This window comes from Chryseobacterium sp. R2ACT005 (genome assembly GCF_049949215.1).
In the GTDB taxonomy this organism is placed as follows: Bacteria; Bacteroidota; Bacteroidia; order Flavobacteriales; family Weeksellaceae; genus Chryseobacterium.
The window spans coordinates 1,800,649-1,825,573 of sequence record NZ_CP188192.1; the positions used below are offsets into that span (position 1 = coordinate 1,800,649).

Annotated in this window: 27 protein-coding genes and 1 other RNA gene; 23 read left to right on the top strand and 5 right to left on the bottom strand. The window is 34.7% G+C overall.

Translation table 11 applies throughout. The annotated features are described in order from the left end of the window. Window positions 1-323 precede the first annotated feature (323 nt). The gene (locus tag ACPF63_RS08315; protein WP_077417039.1) at window positions 324-1,010 is read left to right on the top strand and encodes a metal-dependent hydrolase; all 687 of its coding nucleotides are present in this window, start codon (window positions 324-326) and stop codon (window positions 1,008-1,010) included. A 116-nt stretch (window positions 1,011-1,126) separates the two neighbouring features. On the opposite strand, the gene ffs is transcribed toward ACPF63_RS08315, so the two are convergent. Beyond that, an RNA gene (gene ffs, locus ACPF63_RS08320) (signal recognition particle sRNA small type) lies at window positions 1,127-1,224 on the bottom strand. 131 nt (window positions 1,225-1,355) lie between these two features. Here ffs and ACPF63_RS08325 point away from each other — a divergent pair. The 15 genes from ACPF63_RS08325 to ACPF63_RS08395 all read left to right on the top strand — a co-directional run bounded on the left by ACPF63_RS08325 (window position 1,356) and on the right by ACPF63_RS08395 (window position 14,001). After that, on the top strand, window positions 1,356-1,958 hold the full coding sequence (locus ACPF63_RS08325) for a DUF4199 domain-containing protein (protein ID WP_255815492.1): 603 nt from the start codon (window positions 1,356-1,358) through the stop codon (window positions 1,956-1,958). A 16-nt stretch (window positions 1,959-1,974) separates the two neighbouring features. Beyond that, window positions 1,975-2,925, top strand: a complete 951-nt coding sequence (locus ACPF63_RS08330; protein WP_426482654.1) for a glycosyltransferase family 2 protein — start codon at window positions 1,975-1,977, stop codon at window positions 2,923-2,925. A 194-nt stretch (window positions 2,926-3,119) separates the two neighbouring features. After that, window positions 3,120-3,503 (top strand): hypothetical protein, encoded by a 384-nt coding sequence (locus ACPF63_RS08335; protein ID WP_426482655.1) that lies wholly within the window; start codon window positions 3,120-3,122, stop codon window positions 3,501-3,503. A gap of 196 nt (window positions 3,504-3,699) precedes the next feature. Next, a complete protein-coding gene (locus ACPF63_RS08340; RefSeq protein ID WP_426482656.1) occupies window positions 3,700-4,401 on the top strand; it encodes a GIN domain-containing protein in 702 nt (233 codons plus the stop codon). 191 nt (window positions 4,402-4,592) lie between these two features. Next, window positions 4,593-4,949 (top strand): four helix bundle protein, encoded by a 357-nt coding sequence (locus tag ACPF63_RS08345; protein WP_426482657.1) that lies wholly within the window; start codon window positions 4,593-4,595, stop codon window positions 4,947-4,949. Window positions 4,950-5,128: 179 nt separating this feature from the next. Beyond that, on the top strand, window positions 5,129-5,485 hold the full coding sequence (locus tag ACPF63_RS08350; protein WP_426482657.1) for a four helix bundle protein: 357 nt from the start codon (window positions 5,129-5,131) through the stop codon (window positions 5,483-5,485). 191 nt (window positions 5,486-5,676) lie between these two features. Beyond that, complete coding sequence (locus ACPF63_RS08355) at window positions 5,677-7,392, top strand: phospho-sugar mutase (protein ID WP_426482658.1); 1,716 nt, start codon at window positions 5,677-5,679, stop codon at window positions 7,390-7,392. An 18-nt stretch (window positions 7,393-7,410) separates the two neighbouring features. Then, window positions 7,411-8,322 carry a hypothetical protein gene (locus tag ACPF63_RS08360; protein ID WP_426482659.1) on the top strand — a complete coding sequence of 304 codons (912 nt, stop codon included), beginning with the start codon at window positions 7,411-7,413 and terminating at the stop codon, window positions 8,320-8,322. 22 nt (window positions 8,323-8,344) lie between these two features. Further along, entirely contained in the window at window positions 8,345-9,598 is a 1,254-nt protein-coding gene (locus ACPF63_RS08365) for a pyridoxal phosphate-dependent aminotransferase (protein ID WP_180563846.1), read from the top strand. A 175-nt stretch (window positions 9,599-9,773) separates the two neighbouring features. Next, a complete protein-coding gene (locus tag ACPF63_RS08370) occupies window positions 9,774-10,136 on the top strand; it encodes a hypothetical protein (protein WP_426482660.1) in 363 nt (120 codons plus the stop codon). 375 nt (window positions 10,137-10,511) lie between these two features. After that, the gene (locus ACPF63_RS08375; RefSeq protein ID WP_426482661.1) at window positions 10,512-10,760 is read left to right on the top strand and encodes a hypothetical protein; all 249 of its coding nucleotides are present in this window, start codon (window positions 10,512-10,514) and stop codon (window positions 10,758-10,760) included. Window positions 10,761-11,306: 546 nt separating this feature from the next. After that, window positions 11,307-12,029 (top strand): 3-deoxy-manno-octulosonate cytidylyltransferase, encoded by a 723-nt coding sequence (gene kdsB / locus ACPF63_RS08380; protein ID WP_077417059.1) that lies wholly within the window; start codon window positions 11,307-11,309, stop codon window positions 12,027-12,029. Between the two features lie 107 nt (window positions 12,030-12,136). After that, the gene (locus tag ACPF63_RS08385) at window positions 12,137-12,799 is read left to right on the top strand and encodes a histidine kinase (RefSeq protein ID WP_077417061.1); all 663 of its coding nucleotides are present in this window, start codon (window positions 12,137-12,139) and stop codon (window positions 12,797-12,799) included. 35 nt (window positions 12,800-12,834) lie between these two features. Next, the gene (locus ACPF63_RS08390; protein WP_426482662.1) at window positions 12,835-13,410 is read left to right on the top strand and encodes a glutathione peroxidase; all 576 of its coding nucleotides are present in this window, start codon (window positions 12,835-12,837) and stop codon (window positions 13,408-13,410) included. A gap of 75 nt (window positions 13,411-13,485) precedes the next feature. After that, entirely contained in the window at window positions 13,486-14,001 is a 516-nt protein-coding gene (locus ACPF63_RS08395) for a VOC family protein (protein WP_426482663.1), read from the top strand. Between the two features lie 108 nt (window positions 14,002-14,109). Here ACPF63_RS08395 and ACPF63_RS08400 read toward each other — a convergent pair whose 3' ends face one another. Then, window positions 14,110-14,766, bottom strand: a complete 657-nt coding sequence (locus ACPF63_RS08400; RefSeq protein ID WP_077417065.1) for an NAD(P)H-binding protein — start codon at window positions 14,764-14,766, stop codon at window positions 14,110-14,112. A gap of 118 nt (window positions 14,767-14,884) precedes the next feature. Here ACPF63_RS08400 and ACPF63_RS08405 point away from each other — a divergent pair, with 118 nt between their 5' ends. Together ACPF63_RS08405 and ACPF63_RS08410 are read left to right on the top strand one after the other, a co-directional pair. Beyond that, a complete protein-coding gene (locus ACPF63_RS08405) occupies window positions 14,885-15,238 on the top strand; it encodes an MmcQ/YjbR family DNA-binding protein (protein ID WP_047385226.1) in 354 nt (117 codons plus the stop codon). A gap of 83 nt (window positions 15,239-15,321) precedes the next feature. Beyond that, a complete protein-coding gene (locus ACPF63_RS08410) occupies window positions 15,322-15,801 on the top strand; it encodes a hypothetical protein (protein ID WP_426482664.1) in 480 nt (159 codons plus the stop codon). Window positions 15,802-15,841: 40 nt separating this feature from the next. Here ACPF63_RS08410 and ACPF63_RS08415 read toward each other — a convergent pair whose 3' ends face one another. Then, window positions 15,842-16,762 carry a bifunctional riboflavin kinase/FAD synthetase gene (locus tag ACPF63_RS08415; RefSeq protein ID WP_426482665.1) on the bottom strand — a complete coding sequence of 307 codons (921 nt, stop codon included), beginning with the start codon at window positions 16,760-16,762 and terminating at the stop codon, window positions 15,842-15,844. A 216-nt stretch (window positions 16,763-16,978) separates the two neighbouring features. Here ACPF63_RS08415 and atpD point away from each other — a divergent pair, with 216 nt between their 5' ends. From atpD to ACPF63_RS08430, 3 genes are all read left to right on the top strand, one after another. Continuing rightward, entirely contained in the window at window positions 16,979-18,487 is a 1,509-nt protein-coding gene (atpD, locus tag ACPF63_RS08420; protein WP_077417072.1) for a F0F1 ATP synthase subunit beta, read from the top strand. A gap of 88 nt (window positions 18,488-18,575) precedes the next feature. Further along, the gene (locus ACPF63_RS08425) at window positions 18,576-18,857 is read left to right on the top strand and encodes a FoF1 ATP synthase subunit delta/epsilon (RefSeq protein ID WP_077417074.1); all 282 of its coding nucleotides are present in this window, start codon (window positions 18,576-18,578) and stop codon (window positions 18,855-18,857) included. A 78-nt stretch (window positions 18,858-18,935) separates the two neighbouring features. Continuing rightward, the gene (locus tag ACPF63_RS08430; RefSeq protein ID WP_426482666.1) at window positions 18,936-19,754 is read left to right on the top strand and encodes a hypothetical protein; all 819 of its coding nucleotides are present in this window, start codon (window positions 18,936-18,938) and stop codon (window positions 19,752-19,754) included. A 221-nt stretch (window positions 19,755-19,975) separates the two neighbouring features. Here ACPF63_RS08430 and ACPF63_RS08435 read toward each other — a convergent pair whose 3' ends face one another. Both ACPF63_RS08435 and ACPF63_RS08440 read right to left on the bottom strand, forming a co-directional pair. Continuing rightward, window positions 19,976-22,165 carry a B12-binding domain-containing radical SAM protein gene (locus ACPF63_RS08435; RefSeq protein WP_426482667.1) on the bottom strand — a complete coding sequence of 730 codons (2,190 nt, stop codon included), beginning with the start codon at window positions 22,163-22,165 and terminating at the stop codon, window positions 19,976-19,978. A 122-nt stretch (window positions 22,166-22,287) separates the two neighbouring features. Continuing rightward, on the bottom strand, window positions 22,288-23,049 hold the full coding sequence (locus ACPF63_RS08440) for a hypothetical protein (protein WP_426482668.1): 762 nt from the start codon (window positions 23,047-23,049) through the stop codon (window positions 22,288-22,290). A gap of 351 nt (window positions 23,050-23,400) precedes the next feature. Between ACPF63_RS08440 and ACPF63_RS08445 the strand changes: the two genes are divergently transcribed. After that, on the top strand, window positions 23,401-23,988 hold the full coding sequence (locus ACPF63_RS08445; RefSeq protein WP_426482669.1) for a Crp/Fnr family transcriptional regulator: 588 nt from the start codon (window positions 23,401-23,403) through the stop codon (window positions 23,986-23,988). 173 nt (window positions 23,989-24,161) lie between these two features. After that, a complete protein-coding gene (locus ACPF63_RS08450) occupies window positions 24,162-24,833 on the top strand; it encodes a hypothetical protein (RefSeq protein ID WP_426482670.1) in 672 nt (223 codons plus the stop codon). The last annotated feature ends 92 nt before the right edge of the window (window positions 24,834-24,925 follow it).

A 24,925-nucleotide genomic window follows, 5' to 3' on the forward strand; every position in this document is an offset into this window, starting at 1 on the left:
TCTATTGTTTTAGCTTTATTACTTATTTATTATTTGATAGAAGAGTTAATGGGGGGTATGTCAGTTTTTGAAATTGATTTCATTCCTGCCTTGGTTACTTTGATTATCATTTCTAATGCTGTGTTAGCTTTTTATGTATTAATCAGGAAAGTACAAATAATGAAACCGTTATTGGGTCTCCAGATTTTAATAATAATACCCACATGTCTGTTGATATATGAGTTTTTTATAAAGCCACCCATGGGATGTTCTTAAATAAAAAGATGATTCTTTTCCTTAAAGGGATGAGACATCATTATTCAAAATTTTAAACTAAATTTAAAATGAAAATACAATTCTTAGGGCAAAATTGCTTCCTGTTTACGTACAAGGACAAAACAATTTTGAGCGACCCTTTTTACAATTACAAAAAAGCAGAATCAGGTTTTGATATTTCTGCTCAGAAAATTGATTACATCCTGTTGACTCATGCACATGGTGATCATATTGCCGATGTAGCAGAAGTATTGCAGCATTATCCTGAAGCTACCATCATTGGAGTACCAGAAGTATGCGGTTATTTTCAACAGGCTAAAAATAGAGACGATGTGAACTTAGGAGGATCTGCAAAAATTGACGATCTTAAAATTTCCATGGTTCCGGCTCATCATACAAGTTCTTTCCCTGATGGAAGCTATGGTGGCGTTCCTGTAGGGTATATCTTCAGATTGCCTGAAGGTAAGAATATCTATTTGGCAGGAGACACAGGAGTAATGGCAGATATGGAGCTGTTCCCGAGATTATACGGAAACATTGATCTTTCTATCCTTCCAATCGGGAGCCACTACACAATGTGCCCTAGAAAAGCTTCTTTTGCCGCTGCAGAACTGTTGAAAACTCCAAAAGTAATCGGATGTCACTTTGATACTTTCCCGGCAATTGAGATCAATCATGAAAGTGCATTAAAACATTTTGCAGATAAAAATGTAGAACTTGTTTTACCAAAATTAGGCGAGACGTTCGAGTTTTAATCAATAACGGGAATAGGTAATCTGAAAAATTAGAAAAATGAAAATGATGCGTAAGGTATTAAAAACAAAAAAAGATAATTATCAAATTACCTCTCTTCTCACTTTAAACCAAAAAAAAATGGCAAGCTACCTAAATCACACCGCTACGACCAATTACCTTTGCTGCGTTCCCACCCTGGAGGATTCTCAGGAGCTGGTTGTTTAGGACTTGCCGTTGCAAAGGTAGGAATATTTTATAAACTTCAAAACTTTATCAAAGAAAATTAGTCGAAAAAATGCCGTGGTAAAGCTAAACACTTGACATTTAGAGGGAAAATTTTTCAACTTTTTTCTAAAAATTTAAATATGACGAAAAGTCCATCAACACTAGGAATTATACTTTTTATCGCTACAATGATCGTTTTCTTTGTAGTATACACTTTTTTCTCAGGAATCAATTATTTTGATATCTCTCTGAAAGCCAATGCTTTTGTTTTGCCTCTTCTCTATGCGGGGGCTGCTTTCTGGTCTGTAAAATCCTATTGGAACAACCATAGAGTAGTAAAATTCAAAGAAGCTTTCAAAAGAGCATTCGTTCCGATGTTTGTCGGAGGAATTCTTTCCATTTTCAGTATTTATGCCTTTTTAAACTTTGTAGATCCGGCGGCCAAAAAGCTGTTGAACTACCAATATGTTCAGAGACAAAAATCAGAATTGGATACAGAATACACCTCTGCAAGAAAAATTCTGAAGCATCAGAAAGATATTGACGAGCTGGATCAGAAGTACACAGAAAGATTACAAAGCTTCACTCCAGAGGCGGTTAAAGGAAAAGATATGCTTACCGCAAGTCATTTTTCAGGATACTTTGCAGCAATTCTTATATTTTACGTAGTTTTGTCGGTGTTTTTCGGAGCGTTTTTCAGAACAAGAACAATACATCAGCCCGAAGAAACAAATCAAGCCTAATTTTTATTAAAATTAAATGAATTTATCTATAGTTATTCCGTTACTGAACGAAGAAGACTCTTTGGAAGAGCTTTTTTCAAGAATTGATAAAGTATGCACAACCAACGATTTATCTTATGAAATCTGGTTTGTAGACGATGGAAGTACGGATTTGTCGTGGAGCATTATTGAGAATATGAAAGTTCAGTATCCTCAGATCCACGCTATTAAATTTTCCAGAAATTATGGAAAATCTCAGGCTCTTCATGCAGCCTTTGAAAGAACAAACGGAGATGTAGTTATTACCATGGATGCAGACTTGCAGGATTTCCCTGAAGAAATTCCGGAACTGTACAATATGGTAATCCATGACAACTACGATATCGTTTCCGGTTGGAAAAAGAAGCGTTTTGATAATGTAATGACGAAGAATATTCCGTCAAAATTATTCAATGCAGCAGCAAGAAAAGTTTCAGGAGTTTATCTTCATGACTTCAACTGTGGTTTGAAGGCTTACAAAAAGCAGGTGGTAAAATCTGTAGATGTTTACGGAGATATGCACCGCTATATTCCGGTATTAGCTGCCAATGCAGGCTTCAGAAGAATTACTGAAAAAGAAGTACAGCATCAGGCAAGGCCTTACGGAACTTCAAAATTCGGAACTGAAAGATTTGTAAGAGGTTTTCTGGATTTGATAACTCTTTGGTTTGTAAGTCGTTTCGGGGGAAGGCCAATGCATTTCTTTGGAGCAGTGGGAACTATAATGTTTATTGTTGGTTTTCTTTCTGCACTTTGGCTGGGAATTTCAAAACTGATTGATGTTGCAAGAGGAATTTACGGACATTTAATTACCAATAATCCTTGGTTCTTTATTGCTTTAACAATGATGATTTTGGGAAGTCTTCTGTTTGTAGCAGGATTCTTAGGAGAAATGATTATCAGAACGAACCGCGAACACAAGAATTATAATATTGATGAAGTGATATAATTTAAACACTAATGGCGCAAATGTTTCACAAATGACACTATTGGTGTTTGTGATATTAGTGTATAAATTAGTGTACTTAGTGGTTTTTAAGCTAAATGATAGACACCACAATTAATTATAAAAATTCATCTTAATAAATGAAAGCACTCTGTCAGCAGGGTGCTTTTTGTAATTTATAAAAACTTTTAACTTTCATGTTTAAACTCAAACCTATTCTTTTTTATTTTCTTTTACTTTTTACAGCTTCCTGCTCATCCAACAAACTTTCTGGTTCCTGGGAGTTTATTGATATTTATGACGGGGAAATCCGTCAGACGGATACGTTGAAGACCAAAACAAACAATTCCAGATACGGAACAGGAATTCTCACTTTTTATCGGGATAAAACTTTCAGTTCGATGGGGAATAACGGAACTTATCAGATAGAAAATAATTTGTTGAAAATGAAGTATCATGGTGATGAAAAAGTAACATCCATGAGAATTTCTAATATCAGTAAAGATTACCTGCTTTTATTTTCAATGGCCGGAAGTCCTAAAACATGGTTTTATAAAAAAGTAAGAGGAAAGGAGAAATAAGAAATAGTCTTTTTCTGAAAAGCAAAAAATTGAAAATTATCAGGTATTTTATTGTCAAAAGACAAAGATTTTTAGAAATTTTAATCCTATTTTTGTTTAAAATAATATTGAAAGTCCTGTGAGAGACATGAAAAACCTTTTATAGATTTTCAGTAAAGATCGTTACGGTTATAATATAGAATATTTAAAATTAAATATGAAAAAAGTTGTATACACATTAATGCTGATGGCAGTAGTTTCCTGTGGAAAAGTTTCTCCGAAAGGAAATATTGAAAAGAAGGATGTGGATGTTTCGGAGTTTGTAAACCTTGATCTGGAAGGGAAATTCCGTGTATTTTATGCCAAAGGGCCTAAGAATTTTGTGGAAATAGAAACCTATCCGAATGTTGCTAATAACCTTGATGTGGATGTAAAAGATAAGACCCTTTTCATCAAAGAAAAAAGAGGTACTAAAGGAGTGGATTTTTATAATGTAACAATTTATTCAAAATATAACCTGGAAAAAGTAGCTGTTTCTGATTCTGTGGAAGTGAATATTTCAAGTGAAATAAAGACAGACAATTTCAGACTTAATATGAAAAATAATGCAAGCTTCATGGGGTCTGTAAATACCAGAAGAGCAGAGGTGGAAATGCACAACAGAAGCCGCGCCAATTTCCTTGGATTGTCCAAAGATGCCGTTATAAAGATTTCAGATACAGCAAGTTTAATTGCTCCATACTGGAAAATTACCAATCTGAATATCGACTCTAAAAACGGGAATTATGCAGAAGTAAATGTAAAAGATTCTTTAAAAGGACATATTCAGAATACTGCAAAATTTATCTATTACAACGACCCTATCAGAGCTTTTAAAATAGAGAAAACAACGAAAGTTGAAAATAAGAAATTAGAGTAGTTTGGCTGGAAGTCAGAAGCTGGAAGATGGGAGTACTATTAGTTTTTCATACTTCTTATTTTCCAGATTAGAAATTTGCTTCCAAACATATTTAAAAATAAAAATAGAAAAAATAAAAACAAAGCCAGAATTTTGAAGCAGGCACAATATAACTTCTAGCCTCCAGCTTCTCTCTTCCAGCTTAAAAAAATATGAGTTTTAAATTTGAAAAGTTAATAATTTGGCAAAAATCTATGGATTTTGGAGAGTCTATTTTTAAATTATCTCAAAAATTTCCAAAGGGTGAAGTGTTTAATTTAACTTCACAAATAAGAAGAGCTTCCGATTCAATTGCACTTAATATTTCTGAGGGAAGTATTTTGCAATCAAAACTAGAATTTAAAAAATTTTTAGGATATTCGATTCGTTCTTTGGCAGAAACAGTAACATGTTTATATAAAGCAAAAAATAGAGCGTATATTACAGAAGACGAATTTAATACATTATATCATGAAAGCTATAATTTGATGAACCAGATTGTGGCATTTAGGAATCAGATAAAAGAATAGAAAAAGGCTGGAAGATGGGAGTACTATTAGTTTTTCATACTTCTTATTTTCCAGATTAGAAATTTGCTTCCAAACATATTTAAAAATAAAAATAGAAAAAATAAAAACAAAGCCAGAATTTTGAAGCAGGCACAATATAACTTCTAGCCTCCAGCTTCTCTCTTCCAGCTTAAAAAAATATGAGTTTTAAATTTGAAAAGTTAATAATTTGGCAAAAATCTATGGATTTTGGAGAGTCTATTTTTAAATTATCTCAAAAATTTCCAAAGGGTGAAGTGTTTAATTTAACTTCACAAATAAGAAGAGCTTCCGATTCAATTGCACTTAATATTTCTGAGGGAAGTATTTTGCAATCAAAACTAGAATTTAAAAAATTTTTAGGATATTCGATTCGTTCTTTGGCAGAAACAGTAACATGTTTATATAAAGCAAAAAATAGAGCGTATATTACAGAAGACGAATTTAATACATTATATCATGAAAGCTATAATTTGATGAACCAGATTGTGGCATTTAGGAATCAGATAAAAGAATAGAAAAAGGCTGGAAGATGGGAGTACTATTAGTTTTTCATACTTCTTATTTTCCAGATTAGAAATTTGCTTCCAAACATATTTAAAAATAAAAATAGAAAAAATAAAAACAAAGCCAGAATTTTGAAGCTAGGCACAATATAACTTCTAGCCTCCAGCTTCTCTCTTCCAGCTTAAAAAACTTAGACATAAATATGAATACACTAGAAAAAGCGAAACTTTGGTTAAGTGATACCTTCGATAAAGAAACGAGAGATGCTGTGCAGGCTTTGATCGACAGCAATTCTCCAGATCTGGAAGATTCTTTCTACAGAGAACTGGAATTCGGGACAGGAGGAATGCGTGGAATAATGGGAGTAGGAACCAACCGCTTGAATAAATATACATTAGGACAGGCTACACAAGGATTGGCGAACTATATGCTGCAGCAATTCAAAGGAGAAGAGATCAAAGTAGCTATTGCTTATGATGTTCGTCATAACTCAAAAGAATTCGGAAAGCTGGTAGCTGATGTTTTGACTGCAAACGGAATCAAAGTATTGCTTTTCAAAGATCATAGACCCACTCCGGAATTGTCTTTCACAGTTCGTGATAAAAAATGTAACGGGGGAATTGTATTGACAGCTTCTCACAACCCACCGGAATACAACGGTTATAAAGTATACTGGAATGACGGAGCTCAGATTGTTCCGCCTAATGATGAAGCCATTATCAATGAAGTATATTCTGTAAAGTTTGAAGAAATTAAATTCAACGGAAATGATGATCTTATCGAGTGGATCGGAGAGGAGCAGGACGATGTATATATCGATGCATGTATTGAAAACTCTACCTATCAGAATGTTGGAAAAGAAAATTTAAATATAGTTTTCACATCAATCCACGGAACAACATATACCACTGTTCCTAAAGCACTTGAAAAAGCAGGATTCAAAAAAATAGATCTTGTGAGAGAACAGATGATCCCAAGCGGAAATTTCCCTACTGTAGATTCTCCAAACCCGGAAGAGCCTGCAGCATTGGAAATGGCAATGGATCTTGCAAGAATTACGAATGCTGATATCGTGATTGGCACAGACCCGGATGGTGACAGATTGGGAATTGCGGTAAGAAATCTTGATGGTGAAATGCAGCTGTTGAACGGAAACCAGACCAATACCATTCTTACCTACTATATCCTGAATGAATGGAGAAAACAGGGAAGAATTACAGGAAAAGAATTTATAGGTTCTACGATTGTAACTTCAGATATCTTCTTTGATATCGCTCAGAAATTCGGAGTAGAGTGCAAAGTAGGTCTTACCGGATTCAAATGGATCGGAAAAATGATCCGTGAAGCAGAAGGAACACAAAAATTTGTGTGTGGAGGTGAAGAAAGTTTCGGATTTATGACCGGAGATTTCGTTCGTGACAAAGATTCTTGTGGAAGTATCCTTTTAGCTTGCGAAATTGCAGCGTGGTGCAAAGCCAACGGAAAAACAATGTATCAGTACATGATCGAGATCTATAAAGATCTTGGAATGTATTACGAAGGATTAATCAACATTGTAAGAAAAGGAAAAGAAGGCGCTGAAGAGATCGAGAATATGATGAAAAACTTCCGTGAAAACCCTCCAAAAGAATTGGCAGGATCATTAGTGGAAGAAGTAAAGGATTTCAAAGAACAGACAAGCCTTACCGTTTCTACGAACGAGAAAAAAGTAATGAACGATATTCCAAAGTCCAACGTATTGATTTATTACACACAGGATGGAACAAAAGTATGCGTAAGACCTTCAGGAACAGAACCTAAAATTAAGTTTTATGTTTCTGTAAAAGATTCTGTTACTTCAGAAGCGGATTTCAGAGATAAATTAAAATCATTGGAAGCTAAAATCGGAGCTGTTAAAACAGATTTGAAACTGGATTAATTTCCCCAAAAACAGCAGATGATCAAAAAAATAATAGCGGTTTGCCTGCTTTCTGCAGCTGTAGTTTCCTGTAAAAAGGAAACTGCAGCTGCAGAGACAAAACTTGAAAATGATTCGATTGCTACTACAGAAACCAAAGAAGATCAGTACAAACCGATAGATACAGTATGTTCTCCAGCTCATAAAACGGAGGATTATATCACATCACTTCAATGGTACCGTACAAAAATCGAAAAAGAAATGGCTGGAAACAGTCCGGAGCAGAATGACAATGTATACGAAGATTATTTAAAAATAAGAGGAAAGTATACAGAATGTCTGATGAACTTACATACTGATATTTTAGATAAATATGTGAATTATTATAACTATGATAAGGATCAGTACAATTTGCCGGACAATGTTAAAAAAATAGCTTCAGAACTGAAAAAAGAAGGCCTTGAATTCAGGGAAGTAGGAGAAGGGATGACTGAAATATGGACTGTGCCCGGATATTATTCTTCTCTGTTTAAGAACAAGGTAACTCCTGATTATGAAGTCTATATTTCACAGACTGATAAAGAAAGTGAATCCAATTATGCTGCAGATGCAGGACTGATAATTACCTGGGAACAGCTTGGAGACAGGCTCATGTTTTGGGAAAATTTCATGAAGAAATATCCTAAGAGTAACCTTTTAAAAGCTGTAGAACAGGATTATAAAATATATTTGTCTGATTATCTTTTGGGAATGGATAATACACCCACTTACGAAAGAGATCAGGACAAAGGAACAGGAAAACTAAACGATGAAAACAGAGCGGAATTCAACAGGATTATTAAAAAATATCCGAATTCCAATACGGCAAAAAAAGCAAAAGAAATAATTACTCTTTTTGATGCGCAAACGCCGGTAGATCAAATAGATGAAAAGATCAATGGAGAACGATAATATAAATTTAAAATAAGAAAAAGTGAAAGTTTCAAAATTAGCAGCGAACCTGATCGGTTCTGAAATTGTAAAAATTGGTAACGAAGTAAATGATCTAAAAGCAAAGGGAGCAGAAATTGCCAATCTTACTATTGGTGATCTGAATTCTAATATCTATCCTATTCCGGCATTGCTGAAGGAAGAGATTCAGAAAGCATATCAGAATAATCTGACGAATTATCCGCCTGCAAATGGACTTTTATCTTTAAGAAAAGAAGTTTCCAAAGACCTTAAAAAAAGATGGAACCTGGACTATTCTCCAGAAGATATTTTGATTACGGCAGGATCAAGACCTTTGATTTATGCGGTATACAAAACAATTGTAGACGAAGGAGATAAAGTAGTTTATCCTACACCATCATGGAACAACAATCACTATGCTTATCTTACTTCTGCCAATGCTGTAGAAGTAAAAACAAAACCTGAAACTAATTTTCTTCCTACAGCAGATGATCTAAGACCTCACCTGGATGGAGCTGTATTATTAGCACTTTGCTCACCATTGAACCCTACAGGAACAATGTTTACAAAAGAGCAGCTTTCAGAAATCTGTGAATTGGTCATCGCTGAAAACAAAAAAAGAGGGGCAGACGAAAAACCGTTATACTTAATGTATGACCAGATCTATTCTTGTCTTACTTTTGGCGCTGAGCATGTAGATCCTGTTTCTCTTTTCCCTGAAATGAAAGATTATACAATCTACATCGATGGTATTTCCAAATGCCTTGCAGCAACAGGAGTACGTGTAGGATGGGGATTCGGGCCTGCTCATATTCTTGATAAAATGAAAGCACTTCTTACTCACGTTGGAGCATGGGCACCAAAACCAGAGCAGGAAGCTACGGCTAAATTCTATGCAAACCCAGAGAATGTAGATACTTTTGTTGAGGATTTTAAAGGTAAACTTGAAGAAAGTTTAAAAGTTCTTCACAACGGAGTTCAGGATTTAAAAGGAAAAGGACTTTCAGTAGACAGTATCGAACCCATGGGAGCTCTTTATCTTACGATTAAGTTAAACTATATCGGAAAAACAAAACCCGATGGAGGAATCATTGAAAACTCTTCAGACCTGGTATTTTACCTGATCAATGAAGCAGGAGTGGCTTTAGTACCATTCTCAGCCTTCGGAGAGGATAAATCTGAACCTTGGTTCCGTGCTTCTGTAGGTGGATTGGCCACAGATGAGATCAAAGTAATGCTTCCAAAACTGGAAAGTGCTTTGAACAATTTAAAGTAGTCTTTACATAAAAAATATATATGCTTCGACTCTGTCCGGCATGACATCGTTAAATCCCAAATGAGTATTAATTGTGTCATGCTGAGCGGAGTCGAAGCGTTTCAAATACAATATAAACCATGAAACTTCCACGGAAATCTTTTCTGGAAACAAAATATCTGTTTTTTTAACGCTGGTGATTATTGCAGTAGTAATTCTAAGCGTTTGGCTTTCCGGAAAAGCAGCACATCGCTCTCTATTTCAGAATTCTATTGTATCAACCTCTTTTTTGGCTGGAGCATTTTTTCTGTTTATCAGTGCAGGACTGTATTATGGCTTGAAATTGAAAGACAATGTCGGGAATGTTTTAAACAAAGAAAGAATACAAAGATATACTGATAAAACCCCAAAACTTAATGGTTTTGAATTTGATCCCCCAGCTGTAGGCGATGGAATAGGAGGCATTATCATTTCCATTCTTTTGTGGATTGTATTTTCAATTTTGCTGATCTTTCTTATTTTTTGGGACTTTTCTTTTGGTCGGCTATATTATTATTGACTGCCAGCTTGTATTGGGTGTTTTTCAGGGCACTCAGATTGGTTTTTAAAAATTCAGGAAAATGTAAAGGCGATTTCTTAAAAAGCATTGGATTCGGTTTTTTTTACTCTTTTCTGTACATTTCCTGGATGTACGGAGTTATTTTTCTCATCAAATATTTGAATTAGATGTGCGTTTATCCGTAAAAGATTAAATAAACATTAAAAGTTAAACAACCACTTTGTACAACACTCATCTAGGAATTATCTTTGAGACTTCTACACACCTAAATATAATAAAGTCGAAAATTACACGAGGAAAAAACTGAGATTTCTACTCTTACCAGTTTCAATATTGGTATGCTCACAAGAAGTTGACACACTGAAAGTAAAAGAATTGCCCAAGGAATCTGAGCTACCAAAAGTACAGACTTATACCTTGAAAGACGGTTCTGTCAGAACTTATACCAAACCCAAATTATTGGATTTTGTAACGAAATTACCCAGAAACTTTATCAATACAAATAAAGATTTCGTTGCCAAAGATCATGCTTATTATCTTGGAGGTGCCGTTGCTGCTACTCTGATTCTCTTGCCATTTGATCAGAAACTGATTGACAATTCAAGAGAGTTGGGAGAAAGATGAGGAATGGATAAAGACAATAACTACAACAAAATAGGTGGTGTTTTTTAAATTCCTAAAGATATTGGATCTACCTTATATCTGATAGGAAATTGTTCCACACTGGTCTTACTGGGCATGGGTTTTGGAACGTATGGTTTGATGAAAAATGATTACAGGGGCAGTATGGATAAAACTAGTAGGGTACACTTTAGCAGGAGCTTTATGTTTTCAGATGATGTAAAGTAAAGTGCACTGGGCTTCAGATTATCCGCTCGCTTTATTAATGGGATATTTTATTGGAAAAACAATATCAAAAAGCCGATATACTTCATCAGAAGGCACCATCGGAAAAACAAAATATAATCTGAATTTTACGGCATCCCGCCAATGGGAATATATATGGTAGGTGTAAAACTCTCTTTTTAAGCTGCCAAAAACTCTGTTTTGTAGAGTAAATAAGATACTTTTCACTACATTTGATCTCAAGATAAAAGGATTATTGCAGCTTTTACAAATATTGCAATGAAACTTGTTGAATTAAAGAGATTTACTTAATATTTTTATTGAATGAAAATAATAGCTGTCATCCCTGCACGTTACGAAGCGAGCCGTTTTCCAGGGAAACTAATGCAGATTTTAGGAGAAAAAACCGTTATCACTACCACTTATCAGAACGTAGTGGAAACCGGGCTATTTGACGAAGTTTTTGTGGCAACAGACTCTGAAATTATTTTTGATGAAATCGAAAAAAACGGTGGAAAAGCTGTTATGACAGGACAGCACGAGACTGGAAGCGACCGTATTGCCGAAGCTGTACAGAATATAGACTGCGATATCGTGATCAATGTTCAGGGTGATGAGCCTTTCCTTAAACTGGAACCTTTACATCAGCTGATTGAAGTCTTTAAACATGATGATCAGCAGGAAATTTCTTTAGCTTCTTTAAAAATACAGCTGCATGAGAAAGAGGAAGTTGAAAATCCTAATAATGTAAAAGTTATTACAGATAACAATGGTTTTGCTTTGTATTTCAGCCGTTCTGTAATCCCTTTTCACAGGGAAGTTTCCTATGGTATAAGCTATTTTAAACATATTGGGGTATATGCTTTCAGGAAGGAAGCACTATTGCAGTTTTCAAAACTGGAAATGAAACCATTGGAAATATCTGAAAAAATCGAATGTATCCGCTATCTTGAATACGGAATGAAGATCAAAATGATAGAAACCAATTTCGTAGGAGTGGGTATTGATACACCGGAAGATCTTGAAAAAGCCAGAAAGCTGATTTAAATAATGTAGAGGCAAAAAGCAGATTCACAGATTCACAGATTCGCTCTTTCGCCTTTTTTTGCAATTGTACATAAATCCCCCTATATTTGAATTTATAAATAAAATTAATGAAGAAGTTACTATTAGTATTTGGACTGATATTTTCGTATTTAACATTTGCGCAGACTGCGAAGGAAATTATAGACAAAAACATTGAATTATCCGGAGGGTTAACCAATTGGAAACTTTTGAATTCAGTATTGCTTCAGGGAAAAGTAGTATTGGGAATCAAAGATGAATATCCGATAAAAATTTATCAGCAGCGTCCAAATCTTACTAAAACATTAATTACTACCGGCGGAAAAGAAACTGCAATTGAAGGTTTTGACGGTACCAAAGGATATGCAATGAATTATGCCGCCAATAAACTTCAGGAATACCCTGAATATGTACCGGAAAGTTTTGATAATGACTTCATTGATTGGGAAAACAAAGGTTTTGATGCCAAATATCTTGGAAAAGAAAAAGTAGGAGACATCTACTGTCATAAAGTAGAACTTACCAAAAATGTGAATAAGAATATGTATTATTTTGATACAAAGACTTATATGCTTTTAAAAGAAGTGAAAAAAGATGAAACGCTGATATATTCTGACTATAAAAAAGTAGGAAATATTATTATGCCTTTCAGAATTGAATCTTCCAGTACCAAAAAAGACGGAGATTATGTGATGTTACTGAACAAAGTAGAAATCAACAAAGTTTTTCCGGCTAACATTTTTAAGTTTTAATTCAACTGCAGCCCGGCTGCATAAAATGATAAAAAATGAAAAATATTTTTTTAATGCTGCTTTCTTGTATAGCATTCCTGCAAAGCTGCACCAATCAAAAAAGTGAAATTTCTAAAGCCAAAACCACTGAACTTATGGGAAAAACAATATATGACTTCAAAGTAGAAAGTCTTGACGGGAAGGAAATCAATTTTGCAGATTTCAAAGGAAAGAAAATCCTGATTGTCAATACCGCTTCAGAATGTGGATTTACTCCTCAGTATGCTGATCTTGAGAAAGTATATGAGGAATATAAAGATAAGCTGGTTGTAGTAGGATTCCCTGCCAATAATTTTGGCGGACAGGAACCTGGAACCAATACCGAAATTGGCGCTTTCTGCCAGAAAAATTACGGAGTGACATTCCCTTTGGCAGCTAAAGTCTCTGTAAAAGGAGATGATACCGCCCCGATCTTCAAATACTTAACAGAAAAGGAATTAAACGGAGTGAAAAATACAACCATTCTTTGGAACTTTACCAAATTCCTGGTTGATGAAAACGGAAAACTGGTTGATACTTTTGTAAGTACTACAAAGCCTACTGATGAGGCGATTACAAAGTATCTGAAATAAAGAGAAAAAAGTATATTTTTACAAGTGGGTGTTTACATCCACTTTTTTTATTTTTATAACCATCAATGATTTCTTATGAAGAAAATAATTTTTACCCTTTCTATTCTGGCAGCTTTTATGTCAGGATTTGCTTTTAAAGCCGTTACAGAAAATAAATCTGATGAAACAAAAAGAGTAACCGGTATCGGCGGAATCTTTTTTAAATGTAAAGATCCTAAAAAGATGAGAGAATGGTATGAAAGCCATCTGGGACTTGTGACCAATGAATACGGAGCTGTATTCGAGTGGTATCAGAGAGCAGATCAATCTAAAAAAGGATTTAGCCAATGGAGTCCTTTCAGTGAAAAAACAAAATATTTTCAGCCTTCTGAGAAAGATTTCATGATCAATTATCGGGTAGAAAATCTTGAAAAACTGATCGGGCAGCTTAAAAAAGAAAATGTAACCATTGTTGATAAAATGGAGACTTATGAATATGGGAAATTTGTCCATATTATGGATATAGAAGGCAACAAAATAGAACTTTGGGAACCTAATGATATTGAATATGAAAAGCTGGGACAAAAAATGGGAAGTAAAACCACAAAGTAATTTTGTAATAGGTAATAGGTAATAGGTAATAGGTAATAGGGCTTAGGTTTTAGGGAAATTAATAACAAAGCCAAACCGCATTATCCCGAAGCCAGTACCTCTAATCTTTTATTCATTAGTCTTTTCCGCAAAACAGAAAATATTTCCAAGTTTTATACTGGAGTATCCGTTACTTTTTATTTTTGAAGATTTTATCATTGCTTTTGCCAGAATATTGGTGGGGAGTGGCTTCTGGCTTTCTAATAACCCCAGTTTATTGGCAAATTTTATAATCCGGCTGCCAAGAACTTCTCCGGTTCTCTCAGAATTTGTCCGTTCAAGCATTCCCGGTTTGAAAATAGTGATCTTATTGAAATGCAGTAGCTTTACGGCTTCTTCCAGCTCACCTTTCATTTTAGAATAGAAAATTTTGGATTGCGGATTGGCACCATAAGCGGATACCAGAATATAATCTTCCACATTATTTTCTCTCGCAGCTTTTGCAAATTCATACTGATAATCGAAATCTACTTTCTTTTGGGCCTCTTTACTTCCTGCATCTTTTAAAGTAGTTCCCAGGCACGAAAACGCCACATCTCCATTCACCATATCTTTCCATTCTTCAGGCTTTTCAAAATTCACAATATGAACCTTAAGCTTTTCATCCTGAATATCAACAGGTTTTCTAACAAAAATATCCACTTCGTCAAACTCTTTGTCATTCAATAACTGATTGACAAGATCTTTTCCCGTGGCGCCTGTAGCACCTATTACCAAAGCTTTCATAATAATTGTGATTTGTGAGATTATTTCTTTCTTAAATTTACTAAATTTGAATTAAAGATTAAAGAATTATATCATTTAATCATTACTAATTATTGATCACTCATTACTTATCTCTGATATGGATGCCAACGAAATTTTAGATTACTGTCTTGCGAAAAAAGGAGTTACGGAAAGCTTTCCGTTTGATAACGAGACCCTTGTGTTGAAAGTAGACACCAAAATGTTTTTACTGATGGGGCTTGAAAGACAACCCTTAGCGATTAATGTAAAAACAGATCCTGAATGGAGTGCAGAGCTTCGTGAACAGTATCCTCAGATTACAGGGGCTTATCATATGAACAAAACCCATTGGAATTCTGTAACAGCAGATGGTTTGAAAAGAGATCTGATCTTTAAACTCATTGACCATTCCTATGATTTGGTTTTTAAATCCCTGACAAAGAAGGCTCAGAATGCAGTAAATTCTTTATAAAATAATAAAAATAATTTAAGGTATGGAATTTGTTACCTATGGTCAGTAAAATACATGATTAATGTTAACAAAATAAATAACAAATGAGAAATCACCTTTTATTATTCGTAGCAGCAGGTACATTGATGTTGTCAAGCTGCACCCAAGCAGTAAAGAAAAGCACTGCTGAAAATCCGGCTTCTGCTGTCTCAGCTTCAGAAAATCTTAAAATAGAATTTTCAGGAACAGAGAATTTTACGATTAAAAATCCAAAACTTAAAGTAAGCTTATACGGAATGGATGAAAAACTGGCAGATGCTCCTGCCACTTTAATTACAGAAAAAGAGTATGAGCAGAAATCTGTACCGTTCACTATTGACCTGCCAGTACCCAAAGATGCTGAAAGCAAAATCAATCCAAAACCTGCAGGACCGGCAAAATATTATGTAACAATAAGCTGGGATTCTGACGGAAACGGAAAAGCAGATGAAAAAGGGGATATTTTTGTTGATTATGACAAACAGTTTCCTAACGTGAAACTAAGTAATGAACCTCAGAAAATATACTTAAAAATATTGAAATAAATAAAAAGGCTATTCATCACTGAATAGCCTTTTTTATATCTTAAAAATCAAATTTCTCTGTTAACCTCTTATCTTCGTCCAGTCTTTCAATCAATTTTTCAAGACCTTCAAATTTGATTTCATCATGAAGAAAATCTCTGAAACTTACCGTAATTTCTTCATCATAGATATCTCCATCAAAATCAAGGATATAAACTTCCACAGTTAATTTCTCTCCATTTACCGTAGGGTTGGTTCCCACACTCAGCATTCCTTTATATTGGTTGCCTTTTACGAATACTTCTACAATATAAGCTCCTTTTTTAGGTAAAAGCTTAATTGATTCCGTATCAATATTGGCCGTTGGATAGCCAATTGTTCTTCCGATTTTCTTCCCGTGAACCACCGTTCCTGAAACAGAGTAGGAGTACCCCAGCATTTCGTTGGCCTCCTTAATATTTCCTGTTAAAAGTGCATTACGTACTTTCGTAGAACTGATATTGTTTTCGTGAATATTGATTGCTTCCATTTGTTCAACATCAAAATCAAGCTCCTTGGATAATGTTTGAAGAAGTTCAAAATTTCCACTCTTGTTTTTTCCGAAAGAATGGTCGTATCCTATAATAAGGTATTTAACGTTGAGTTTATCAATTAAAATCTGACGTACAAATTCTTCTCCGGTTAAGTTTCTGAACTCTTCATCAAACTCCTTCAGGAACAGATTATCAACACCATACTTCTCAACCAGCTGTTTCTTTTCTTCTAAGGTATTCAGAAGTTTTAAATCTTCATTAGGATTAAAAACAAACCTTGGATGCGGCCAGAAAGTAAGGATAGCAGTTTCCAGATTGTTCTCTGTACCTACTTTCGTCAGTTCATCAATAATACTCTTGTGCCCGAGATGTACCCCGTCAAACATTCCTAAAGACAATGCTAAAGGCTTCTGTGAGGAATAATCTGTAAAATTCTTGAAAACTTTCAAAACGGAAAAATTTGACTGCAAATATAGAAATAATGTGCCAATGTATCAATATAACAATGGAGTAATACCTATAACCTTACTATTGCAGCACCTATTCATTGTTATATCGTTATAATACTAAAATAATCTATTCTCAAAAGCATGATAAAAATCTTTTTTTTACCAATTGCGGGTTTATGAAGAATCACTATATTTGCACCAAGAAAAAATTTAGCAATGGCAAACCAAATTAAAGGTAAAATTTCTCAAATTATTGGTCCGGTAATCGACGTTGTCTTCACAGATGTGGAAGCTGTTCCAGCAATCTATGACGCGTTAGAAATTACAAAAGAAAACGGTGAAAAAGTAGTTTTAGAGGTAGAACAACATATTGGCGAAGATACAGTAAGATGTATCGCAATGGACGCTACTGACGGTCTTAAAAGAGGGCAGGACGTAATTGGATACGGAAATCCTATTATGATGCCAATCGGAGAGGCTGTAAACGGAAGACTATTCAACGTTGTTGGTGATGCTATCGACGGACTTCAAGATATTTCTAAGGAGGGTGGTCTACCAATTCACAGACCAGCTCCAAAATTTGATCAACTTTCAACTTCTGCAGAAGTTTTATTTACAGGTATTAAAGTAATCGACTTAGTTGAGCCTTACGCAAAAGGAGGTAAAATTGGTTTGTTCGGTGGTGCTGGTGTAGGTAAAACAGTATTGATCCAGGAGTTGATTAACAATATTGCAAAAGGACACGGAGGTCTTTCTGTTTTTGCCGGAGTAGGTGAAAGAACGAGAGAAGGAAATGACCTTTTGAGAGAGATGCTGGAATCAGGAATTATCAAGTATGGTGATGATTTCATGCACTCTATGGAAAACGGAGGTTGGGATCTTTCTAAAGTAGATTTAGAAGCTATGAAAGATTCTAAAGCTGCATTCGTTTTCGGACAGATGAACGAGCCGCCAGGTGCAAGAGCTAGAGTAGCACTTTCTGGTCTTACATTAGCAGAGTACTACAGAGACGGTGGAGAAAGCGGACAAGGTAGAGACGTACTTTTCTTCGTAGATAACATCTTCCGTTTTACACAGGCTGGTTCTGAGGTATCTGCACTTCTTGGTCGTATGCCATCAGCGGTAGGTTACCAACCAACTCTTGCTTCTGAAATGGGTGCGATGCAGGAAAGAATTACTTCAACTAAAAATGGTTCAATTACTTCAGTACAAGCGGTATACGTACCTGCGGATGACTTAACTGACCCGGCTCCTGCAACTACGTTTGCTCACTTGGATGCAACTACGGTACTTGATAGAAAGATTGCTTCATTAGGTATTTACCCAGCGGTAGATCCATTGGCTTCTACTTCAAGAATCCTTGCTCCGGAAGTTATCGGTCAGGAACACTATGACTGTGCTCAAAGAGTAAAAGAAATTCTTCAAAGATACAAAGCTCTTCAGGATATCATCGCAATCCTTGGTATGGAAGAACTTTCTGAAGAAGATAAATCTGTTGTATACCGTGCAAGAAAAGTTCAGAGATTCTTATCTCAGCCTTTCCACGTAGCAGAACAGTTTACAGGTATTCCAGGATCATTGGTAGATATTAAAGATACAATCAAAGGATTTACTATGATTATGGATGGTGAATTAGATCACTTGCCAGAAGCTGCTTTCAACTTGAAAGGAACTATCGAAGAAGCTATCGAAGCAGGACAAAAAATGTTAGCTGAAAACGCTTAATAATTAGACATAAAGATAAAAGATACCAGACATGAGACTTTAAGGTTGTCTGAAATCTGAAATCTGAAATCTTCAAATCTAAATTAAAATGAATATAAAAATTTTAACACCAGAATACGTAGTTTTTGAAGGAGAAGTAGACTCAGTATTGTTGCCTGGAAAAAATGGTGAATTTCACATCATGAAAAACCACGCGGGAATTGTTTCTTCTTTGATCGGAGGTAATGTAAAGCTTTTTGCTAATTCTATTGATGAGGCTTTTGCTAAAAACTTTACCAAAGAAGCTGGAAAAGACTCTGTTTTTGCTTATGCTATCAAAAGCGGTGTTGTAGAATTTAATCATGATAAAGGTATTATCCTTTGTGAATAATTAAATGAAAAGCTAAATATATTTTCAAGAAAGTGTAACTTTGTGTTACACTTTTTTTATTTGTAAAAGTTTGATTGTATGAAGAGAGGCATAATCATATTCTTTACAGTTCTGGGTGTTTTCCTTCATGCTCAGAATATCAAAACCAAGAGAGGAATTATCAATCTGGATGGTATTCCGGTAGCGAAACTGTCTAACAAATCCAGCGAATATACGTTTATGGATCTGAAGGAAACCCCGATGTATACTATAAAATTCATTGATAAAAGTATCGTTGATTCTGTTCGCGACAGCTATATCAGTATCAATAGAGTATATAACAGGGACAAAACGATTGAAATTGATTATTCATCACCTTCAGCGTTCTCCGGTGAAGAAAAGTCAGCAGTTTTTACTTCGGTTAAGGATCTTAAAATCATTGATAATAAAGGAATCAATGTGAAAAACCTGGATGAGATCTTTTCAAATGTTCCGAAAAGAAAACTGGACAGCAAGACCAAAGATGCATACACGATCAGAAAGAAAATTGATAAGATGAATATTGAGGTCAATAAAGTGGGAGAGATCTTAAGTAATGGTGTTCCGGTGGGATATTTTACCAATCTGCCTGTAAGTTTCGGTTCACAAGATATAATTATGGATAAAACACCTATAGATATTGAGATTTATGATGCCAAAAGTAAACTAATCGGCAGGTATATTACGACCACAAAGCAATTAAAGACAGCAGGCGGAAAATCTTTCACCATTTATAAAGAAATGTCTGGGAGAGCTTCTATTCTAAAGTTCCCGACTTATAAAGCCCTTGCAGAACGCATGGCTATCATGGATCCAAATTTTATTAAAATTCAGGAAAAAGTATCTGTCGGTACTGTTTCAAAAGAAACCCCTAATTAATGCTTTAAAGAGAAAACAGATTTGTAAAATTTGTAATCTGTATTCGAGAGAAATAATATTTAATAGAAACGGGCTAAAGCCCGTTTGTTAATTTAATAGTGACAATTGGCTTCAGCCAAAATAATTTTCATAAAGTAAAACGGAACTTAATCATCCCATAGGATATAAAAAAGCACAAAACTTCCTATTTTTAAAAATCCCTGAGAAAAAATTGAAAATTTTTATAAACTTAAAATCACTCCATTTTCCTTCAACTGCTGCATTTGTTTTGAGAACCAGAATAGCTCAAAATCTTCAAAATTCTCTTCAAAGTGATTCTTAAGTTGTTGAATAGTAGTTTTTTTTGAGTTTTCAATAGAATTTTCTTCCAATACATTCATCAGCCATTCTGCCTTTTCCTGTTCCAGTTCAACCTTTACAATATTGGTTTTTAGGTGGAATGTAAGGATCGTATATGTACCAGAGTATTTCTTTTTATTTTTTACGCGATTCTCAGCGATTACATTTTTGGTCAGAAAGACAACTTTCGAATTGGTCTTCAGTTGAAACTGCCCATCTTCTAAAAGACAGTCGTGGATATAATCCGGATGAATAGTTGTTCTTGGAATTTTAAAATCAAACCATTCCTGAAGTGGCAGTTCAAAATTCACTCCATGCATAAAATTGAATAAAGATTTTTTCAATCCGAAACTGAACTTGTTATGATCAATTCCGGTTTTATCCTGAAAGTCTATATCATTATTGGCAAACAGAATTTCTTGTTTTATAGGAATTACTCCAAAATCCTCAGGCTTCATTCCAACAGGAGAATGGGCAGTCATTGCAAACTGATGCCAGAAACCACTTTGAAGAATTCCCATTTCAAACATCTGCCGGATCATTTCCAAAGAATCAACTGTTTCCTGAATGGTTTGGGTAGGGTAGCCATACATCAGATAAGCATGCACCATAACTCCGGCTTCTGTAAAATTTCTTGTTACGTTGGCCACCTGTTCTACAGAAACTCCTTTGTCAATTAATTTCAGCAATCGGTCACTGGCCACTTCAAGTCCTCCGGAAACAGCAACACATCCCGAAAGTTTCAGGAGGTAGCATAAGTCTCTGGTGAAGCTTTTTTCAAAACGGATATTAGTCCACCAGGTAACGACAAGATTTCTTCGGAGAATTTCCAAAGCAACCTCTCTCATCAAAGCAGGCGGTGCAGCTTCATCCACAAAATGGAATCCTGTTTCACCTGTTGTTCTGATCAATTCTTCAATTCGGTCTACCAGGATCTTAGCAGAAATAGGCTCGTAGATTTTGATATAGTCTAAAGAAATATCACAGAATGTACATTTTCCCCAATAGCATCCATGGGCCATCGTGAGTTTGTTCCATCTTCCGTCACTCCATAAACTGTGCATGGGATTGGCGATTTCGATAACGGAAATATATTGGTCCAGTCTTAGATCTGTATAATCCGGAGTACCAATATCAGCTTGTTTATAGTCGTGTCTTTTTGAGTTATTCTTATAAACAACTTCATTATTTTCGAGAAGAAAAGTTCTTTTAAATTCACCTTCTCCATTGGAAATTTCTAAATTTTGATGAAGAAGTTCAATAGGAAGTTCGCCATCATCTAGGGTAATAAAATCAAAGAATTCAAAAACTCTCTGATCTTTAATTTCTCTTAATTCGGTGTTGGGGAAACCTCCACCCATCGCAATTTTGATGTGAGGATGATTCATTTTGATCCATTGCGCACATTTGAAAGCAGAGTACAGATTACCGGGAAAAGGGATTGAAAAGCAAACCAGTTTCGGCTGAACTGTTTCTATTTTTTCACGAAGAATTTTTAAAGTAAATTCATCAATAAATGTTGAGCCTCCAGATAATTTTGAATACAATTCATCAAAAGAATTGGCACTTTTTCCGAGACGTTCAGCATATCTGCTGAAACCAAAATCAGGATCAATATTTTCAACAATATAATCTGATATGTCTTCTAAGTATAAGGTTGCCAGATGTTTGGCTTTGTCCTGCAGACCCATATTTCCAAAAGCAAATTCCATATCATCCAGCTGGTTGAAACGGGAAGCTTCAGGAAGGAAGTTCATACTGCAGATCTGTCTTGCCAAAGTGGGCGTTTTGTCCTGTAAAAACAGAATAACCTGATCTATGGTTTTGATATATTCTTCTCTTAAGGCATAGATTCTCTGAGAATTTTCAGAGGTATCCTGAAGATCAGTTTTTTTGCTGAAAACCTTCTGAATTCCGTCTTTTGAAAATAATTCCAAAATAACATCAATCCCCAAATCTACCTGATAACCGGAAATATTTTTGGTATTTAAAAATCCTTTAATATAAGCAGTTGCAGGATAAGGAGTGTTAAGTTGTGTAAAAGGCGGAGTAATAAGAAGCAGGTCTTTCAACAGAAATTTTTTGCAAAGTTATTCTAAAGTTTTTTTAGAAAAAAATTTTTTCTCCTGATTATAAACAGTGATGAAAAGTCTTTAGAGTTCTGGTTTATAACAACCTGTTTCTATGGGATGTATCAAAATAAGTTAGTAGGTTTAACAAATAAGGCATCCGGAGGATTGGTATCAATAAAGGTTAAAAAAGAATCTTCATCAAAATATCCGTCTTCGTCAAGAATTTCGGGATTCAACAGTCCAATTTCACTTGGTTTTTCCAGGCTGATATTTTCGATGAACTTTCCGGTTTTTCCTGTTATTTCGTTATGAAAACTAATTAAATACCTGGAATATATATTGCCTTCTGCAACCGTATAATGTCCGTTTTCTGCAATCAGAGAAGTCATAATACTTCCACCGATATACGTTTCATTATCATTACCAGATGCTCCGAATAATACTTTGCTGGTAACATTTCCGGAACAGTACAGTGAACCGTTGATGATAATATTTTCTGCCTGTATATTACCTGTTGCAATAAGAACGATATAGTCTTCAACAAAAAGGGTTTCGGATAAATGAATGTCACCTTCTATGAAAATGATTTTATAGCCTTCATTTTCATCGGTAATCAATTCAAGGGAAGTGCTGTTTTCGTTCTCTATAAGGACAATCTCGGGAGCGTTATTTTCATTATTAATGTGAAGGGAAGCATCTTTTATTTTTTCTGCTGTTTCATCATCCAGCATTTCAAGAAACTCGGCAAGACTTTCTTCATCTAAAGAGCTTTCATTAAAGAAATTATTTTCCAGCGCTTCATGGGCAATGGTATATAGATTTTCAGATTTTTCTTTGAGTTTTTTGTATAATTGATCTTTGGTGAGTTTTTGTAATTCTTTCATCGGCTTTTAAAAGTATATACATTGGTCTGTTCAGTGGGGGAAACACCTATTAATAGACAGATGCAATATAATCAGATAAATCTTGTTATACCAGAAAGTAAGGTATTTATTTTTTCAAATATTTTTCTTATGGGTGATTTCTTACGTTCAAATATTATATTTTTTTCACAAATAATCTGTTTTTTGAGCTTCTGCATATTGTTTTATGATTGTTGATATAAAAAAGAACATTGTTGAGCTTATATTTTGATATTATTTTTTTGAAGCTTTTCATATGTATATCTGTTCAGTTTTTTTTGATATATTGTTATGGTGATTTATTCAGAATCTATATAACAAGTTTTATTTACAATGTCAAAAGAAACCATTCCGCTTGTAGAATATTTTAAAAGCTATATTCCGCTTTCAAAGAAAGAAATTGAGGTGTTGAATGAACGTTTTGTTGAAAGGAGAATCAAACGAAAACAGTTTATTCTGAAAGAAAATGAAGTGTGTCAATATTATACATTTGTTGTCTCAGGATGTTTAAAAATGTACAATATAGATGGTAACGGCGAAGAACATAATCTCCAGTTTGCGGCAGAGAATGACTGGATTGTGGATATAGACAGTTTTCATCATAAAAAACCAAGTCAATTGTACATTGCGGCTCTTGAAACTTCTACTGTTTTGCAGATTGAAAAAAATGATCTTTGGTTTCTTTATACGTATTATCCCAAATTCGACAGGAATTTCAGAGTTATTATTGAACAGAAATTCATCGAGCTCCAAAATAGGGTACTTCAGAATATAAGTGCAACAGGAGAAGAAAAATATGAATTTTTCCTTAAACATTATTCTCAGCTGGCCAACAGGCTTCCCAATACACAGATTGCTTCCTATCTTGGAATTACTCCGCAATTCTTAAGTAAAATCCGTCAGCGGCGGATCAAAAACTGATGATTATGCGCCGGAAAAAGTGTTTATAAAGAATTAATTAAAAAATTACATCAGATTTCAATATTTTGAGAAATAAATAAGTATTTTAGAATAATTTACTCATGTTAAATAAAATTGGCTCTGTTTGCATTTTGTGTTCTACAGCATGCCTATGAACAAATATAAAAAGGACAATGCCAATACATCAGTTACCTCCGGACGGAGGCATATTATATAAAGAAACAGATATGGCTCAGTTTTTTCCTGAGCCGTTAAATGCGGTGACAGCTGTATTTTTTTTAGCCATAGCCATTTTTTGGACCCTTAAAATGAAAGGTAATTTTAAACAATATCCTTTTTTAACCTACTGTTTGGTTTTATTATATATTGGTGCCATAGGAGGAACTGTTTATCATTCATTCAGACAATGGCCGGTATTTATTATGATGGATTGGCTGCCCATTATGTTGCTCTGCCTGTCTGCCGGATTTTATTTTATAGCACAGAGTACGAAATGGTATTATGCTGTTGTAATGGTTCTCGTATATGTACTGCTTATGTTTGCTTTGAGAAACTGGATTTTGATAGATAATCCTTCACTTTTTATCAACCTAAATTATGCAATCATGGCTTCATTTGTAGTTTTCTCGGTATTGCGTTATTTAATCTACACCCAATGGAAAGCTGGTAAATGGGTGGGCTTTGCTGTACTGTCATTTGTTTTTGCATTGACCTTCCGTATCGCTGACAAATGGGAATGGTTCAGTTTCGGAACCCACTTTTTATGGCATACTTTCGGGGCGGCAGCAACATTTTGTATGTTTAATTATATCAGTCTTACGCGGAATACAATTAGGAAGACATAGGTGGTTTTTATTTCCTGTTGTTTAAAGCTTCCCGACTTTGAGCCAGTCAATAAGATTGTTTCCTTTTTTATGAATCAAATATTTTTTGGGAA

Excerpts from the sequence above, each read along its gene's own strand:
- ACPF63_RS08315 (WP_077417039.1), top strand. The coding sequence starts at position 324 with ATGAAAATACAATTCTTAGGGCAAAATTGCTTCCTGTTTACGTACAAG.
- ACPF63_RS08325 (WP_255815492.1), top strand. The coding sequence starts at position 1,356 with ATGACGAAAAGTCCATCAACACTAGGAATTATACTTTTTATCGCTACA.
- ACPF63_RS08330 (WP_426482654.1), top strand. The coding sequence starts at position 1,975 with ATGAATTTATCTATAGTTATTCCGTTACTGAACGAAGAAGACTCTTTG.
- ACPF63_RS08335 (WP_426482655.1), top strand. The coding sequence starts at position 3,120 with ATGTTTAAACTCAAACCTATTCTTTTTTATTTTCTTTTACTTTTTACA.
- ACPF63_RS08340 (WP_426482656.1), top strand. The coding sequence starts at position 3,700 with ATGAAAAAAGTTGTATACACATTAATGCTGATGGCAGTAGTTTCCTGT.
- ACPF63_RS08345 (WP_426482657.1), top strand. The coding sequence starts at position 4,593 with ATGAGTTTTAAATTTGAAAAGTTAATAATTTGGCAAAAATCTATGGAT.
- ACPF63_RS08350 (WP_426482657.1), top strand. The coding sequence starts at position 5,129 with ATGAGTTTTAAATTTGAAAAGTTAATAATTTGGCAAAAATCTATGGAT.
- ACPF63_RS08355 (WP_426482658.1), top strand. The coding sequence starts at position 5,677 with ATGAATACACTAGAAAAAGCGAAACTTTGGTTAAGTGATACCTTCGAT.
- ACPF63_RS08360 (WP_426482659.1), top strand. The coding sequence starts at position 7,411 with ATGATCAAAAAAATAATAGCGGTTTGCCTGCTTTCTGCAGCTGTAGTT.
- kdsB (WP_077417059.1), top strand. The coding sequence starts at position 11,307 with ATGAAAATAATAGCTGTCATCCCTGCACGTTACGAAGCGAGCCGTTTT.
- ACPF63_RS08385 (WP_077417061.1), top strand. The coding sequence starts at position 12,137 with ATGAAGAAGTTACTATTAGTATTTGGACTGATATTTTCGTATTTAACA.
- ACPF63_RS08390 (WP_426482662.1), top strand. The coding sequence starts at position 12,835 with ATGAAAAATATTTTTTTAATGCTGCTTTCTTGTATAGCATTCCTGCAA.
- ACPF63_RS08395 (WP_426482663.1), top strand. The coding sequence starts at position 13,486 with ATGAAGAAAATAATTTTTACCCTTTCTATTCTGGCAGCTTTTATGTCA.
- ACPF63_RS08400 (WP_077417065.1), bottom strand. The coding sequence starts at position 14,766 with ATGAAAGCTTTGGTAATAGGTGCTACAGGCGCCACGGGAAAAGATCTT.
- ACPF63_RS08405 (WP_047385226.1), top strand. The coding sequence starts at position 14,885 with ATGGATGCCAACGAAATTTTAGATTACTGTCTTGCGAAAAAAGGAGTT.
- ACPF63_RS08410 (WP_426482664.1), top strand. The coding sequence starts at position 15,322 with ATGAGAAATCACCTTTTATTATTCGTAGCAGCAGGTACATTGATGTTG.
- atpD (WP_077417072.1), top strand. The coding sequence starts at position 16,979 with ATGGCAAACCAAATTAAAGGTAAAATTTCTCAAATTATTGGTCCGGTA.
- ACPF63_RS08425 (WP_077417074.1), top strand. The coding sequence starts at position 18,576 with ATGAATATAAAAATTTTAACACCAGAATACGTAGTTTTTGAAGGAGAA.
- ACPF63_RS08430 (WP_426482666.1), top strand. The coding sequence starts at position 18,936 with ATGAAGAGAGGCATAATCATATTCTTTACAGTTCTGGGTGTTTTCCTT.
- ACPF63_RS08440 (WP_426482668.1), bottom strand. The coding sequence starts at position 23,049 with ATGAAAGAATTACAAAAACTCACCAAAGATCAATTATACAAAAAACTC.
- ACPF63_RS08445 (WP_426482669.1), top strand. The coding sequence starts at position 23,401 with ATGTCAAAAGAAACCATTCCGCTTGTAGAATATTTTAAAAGCTATATT.
- ACPF63_RS08450 (WP_426482670.1), top strand. The coding sequence starts at position 24,162 with ATGCCAATACATCAGTTACCTCCGGACGGAGGCATATTATATAAAGAA.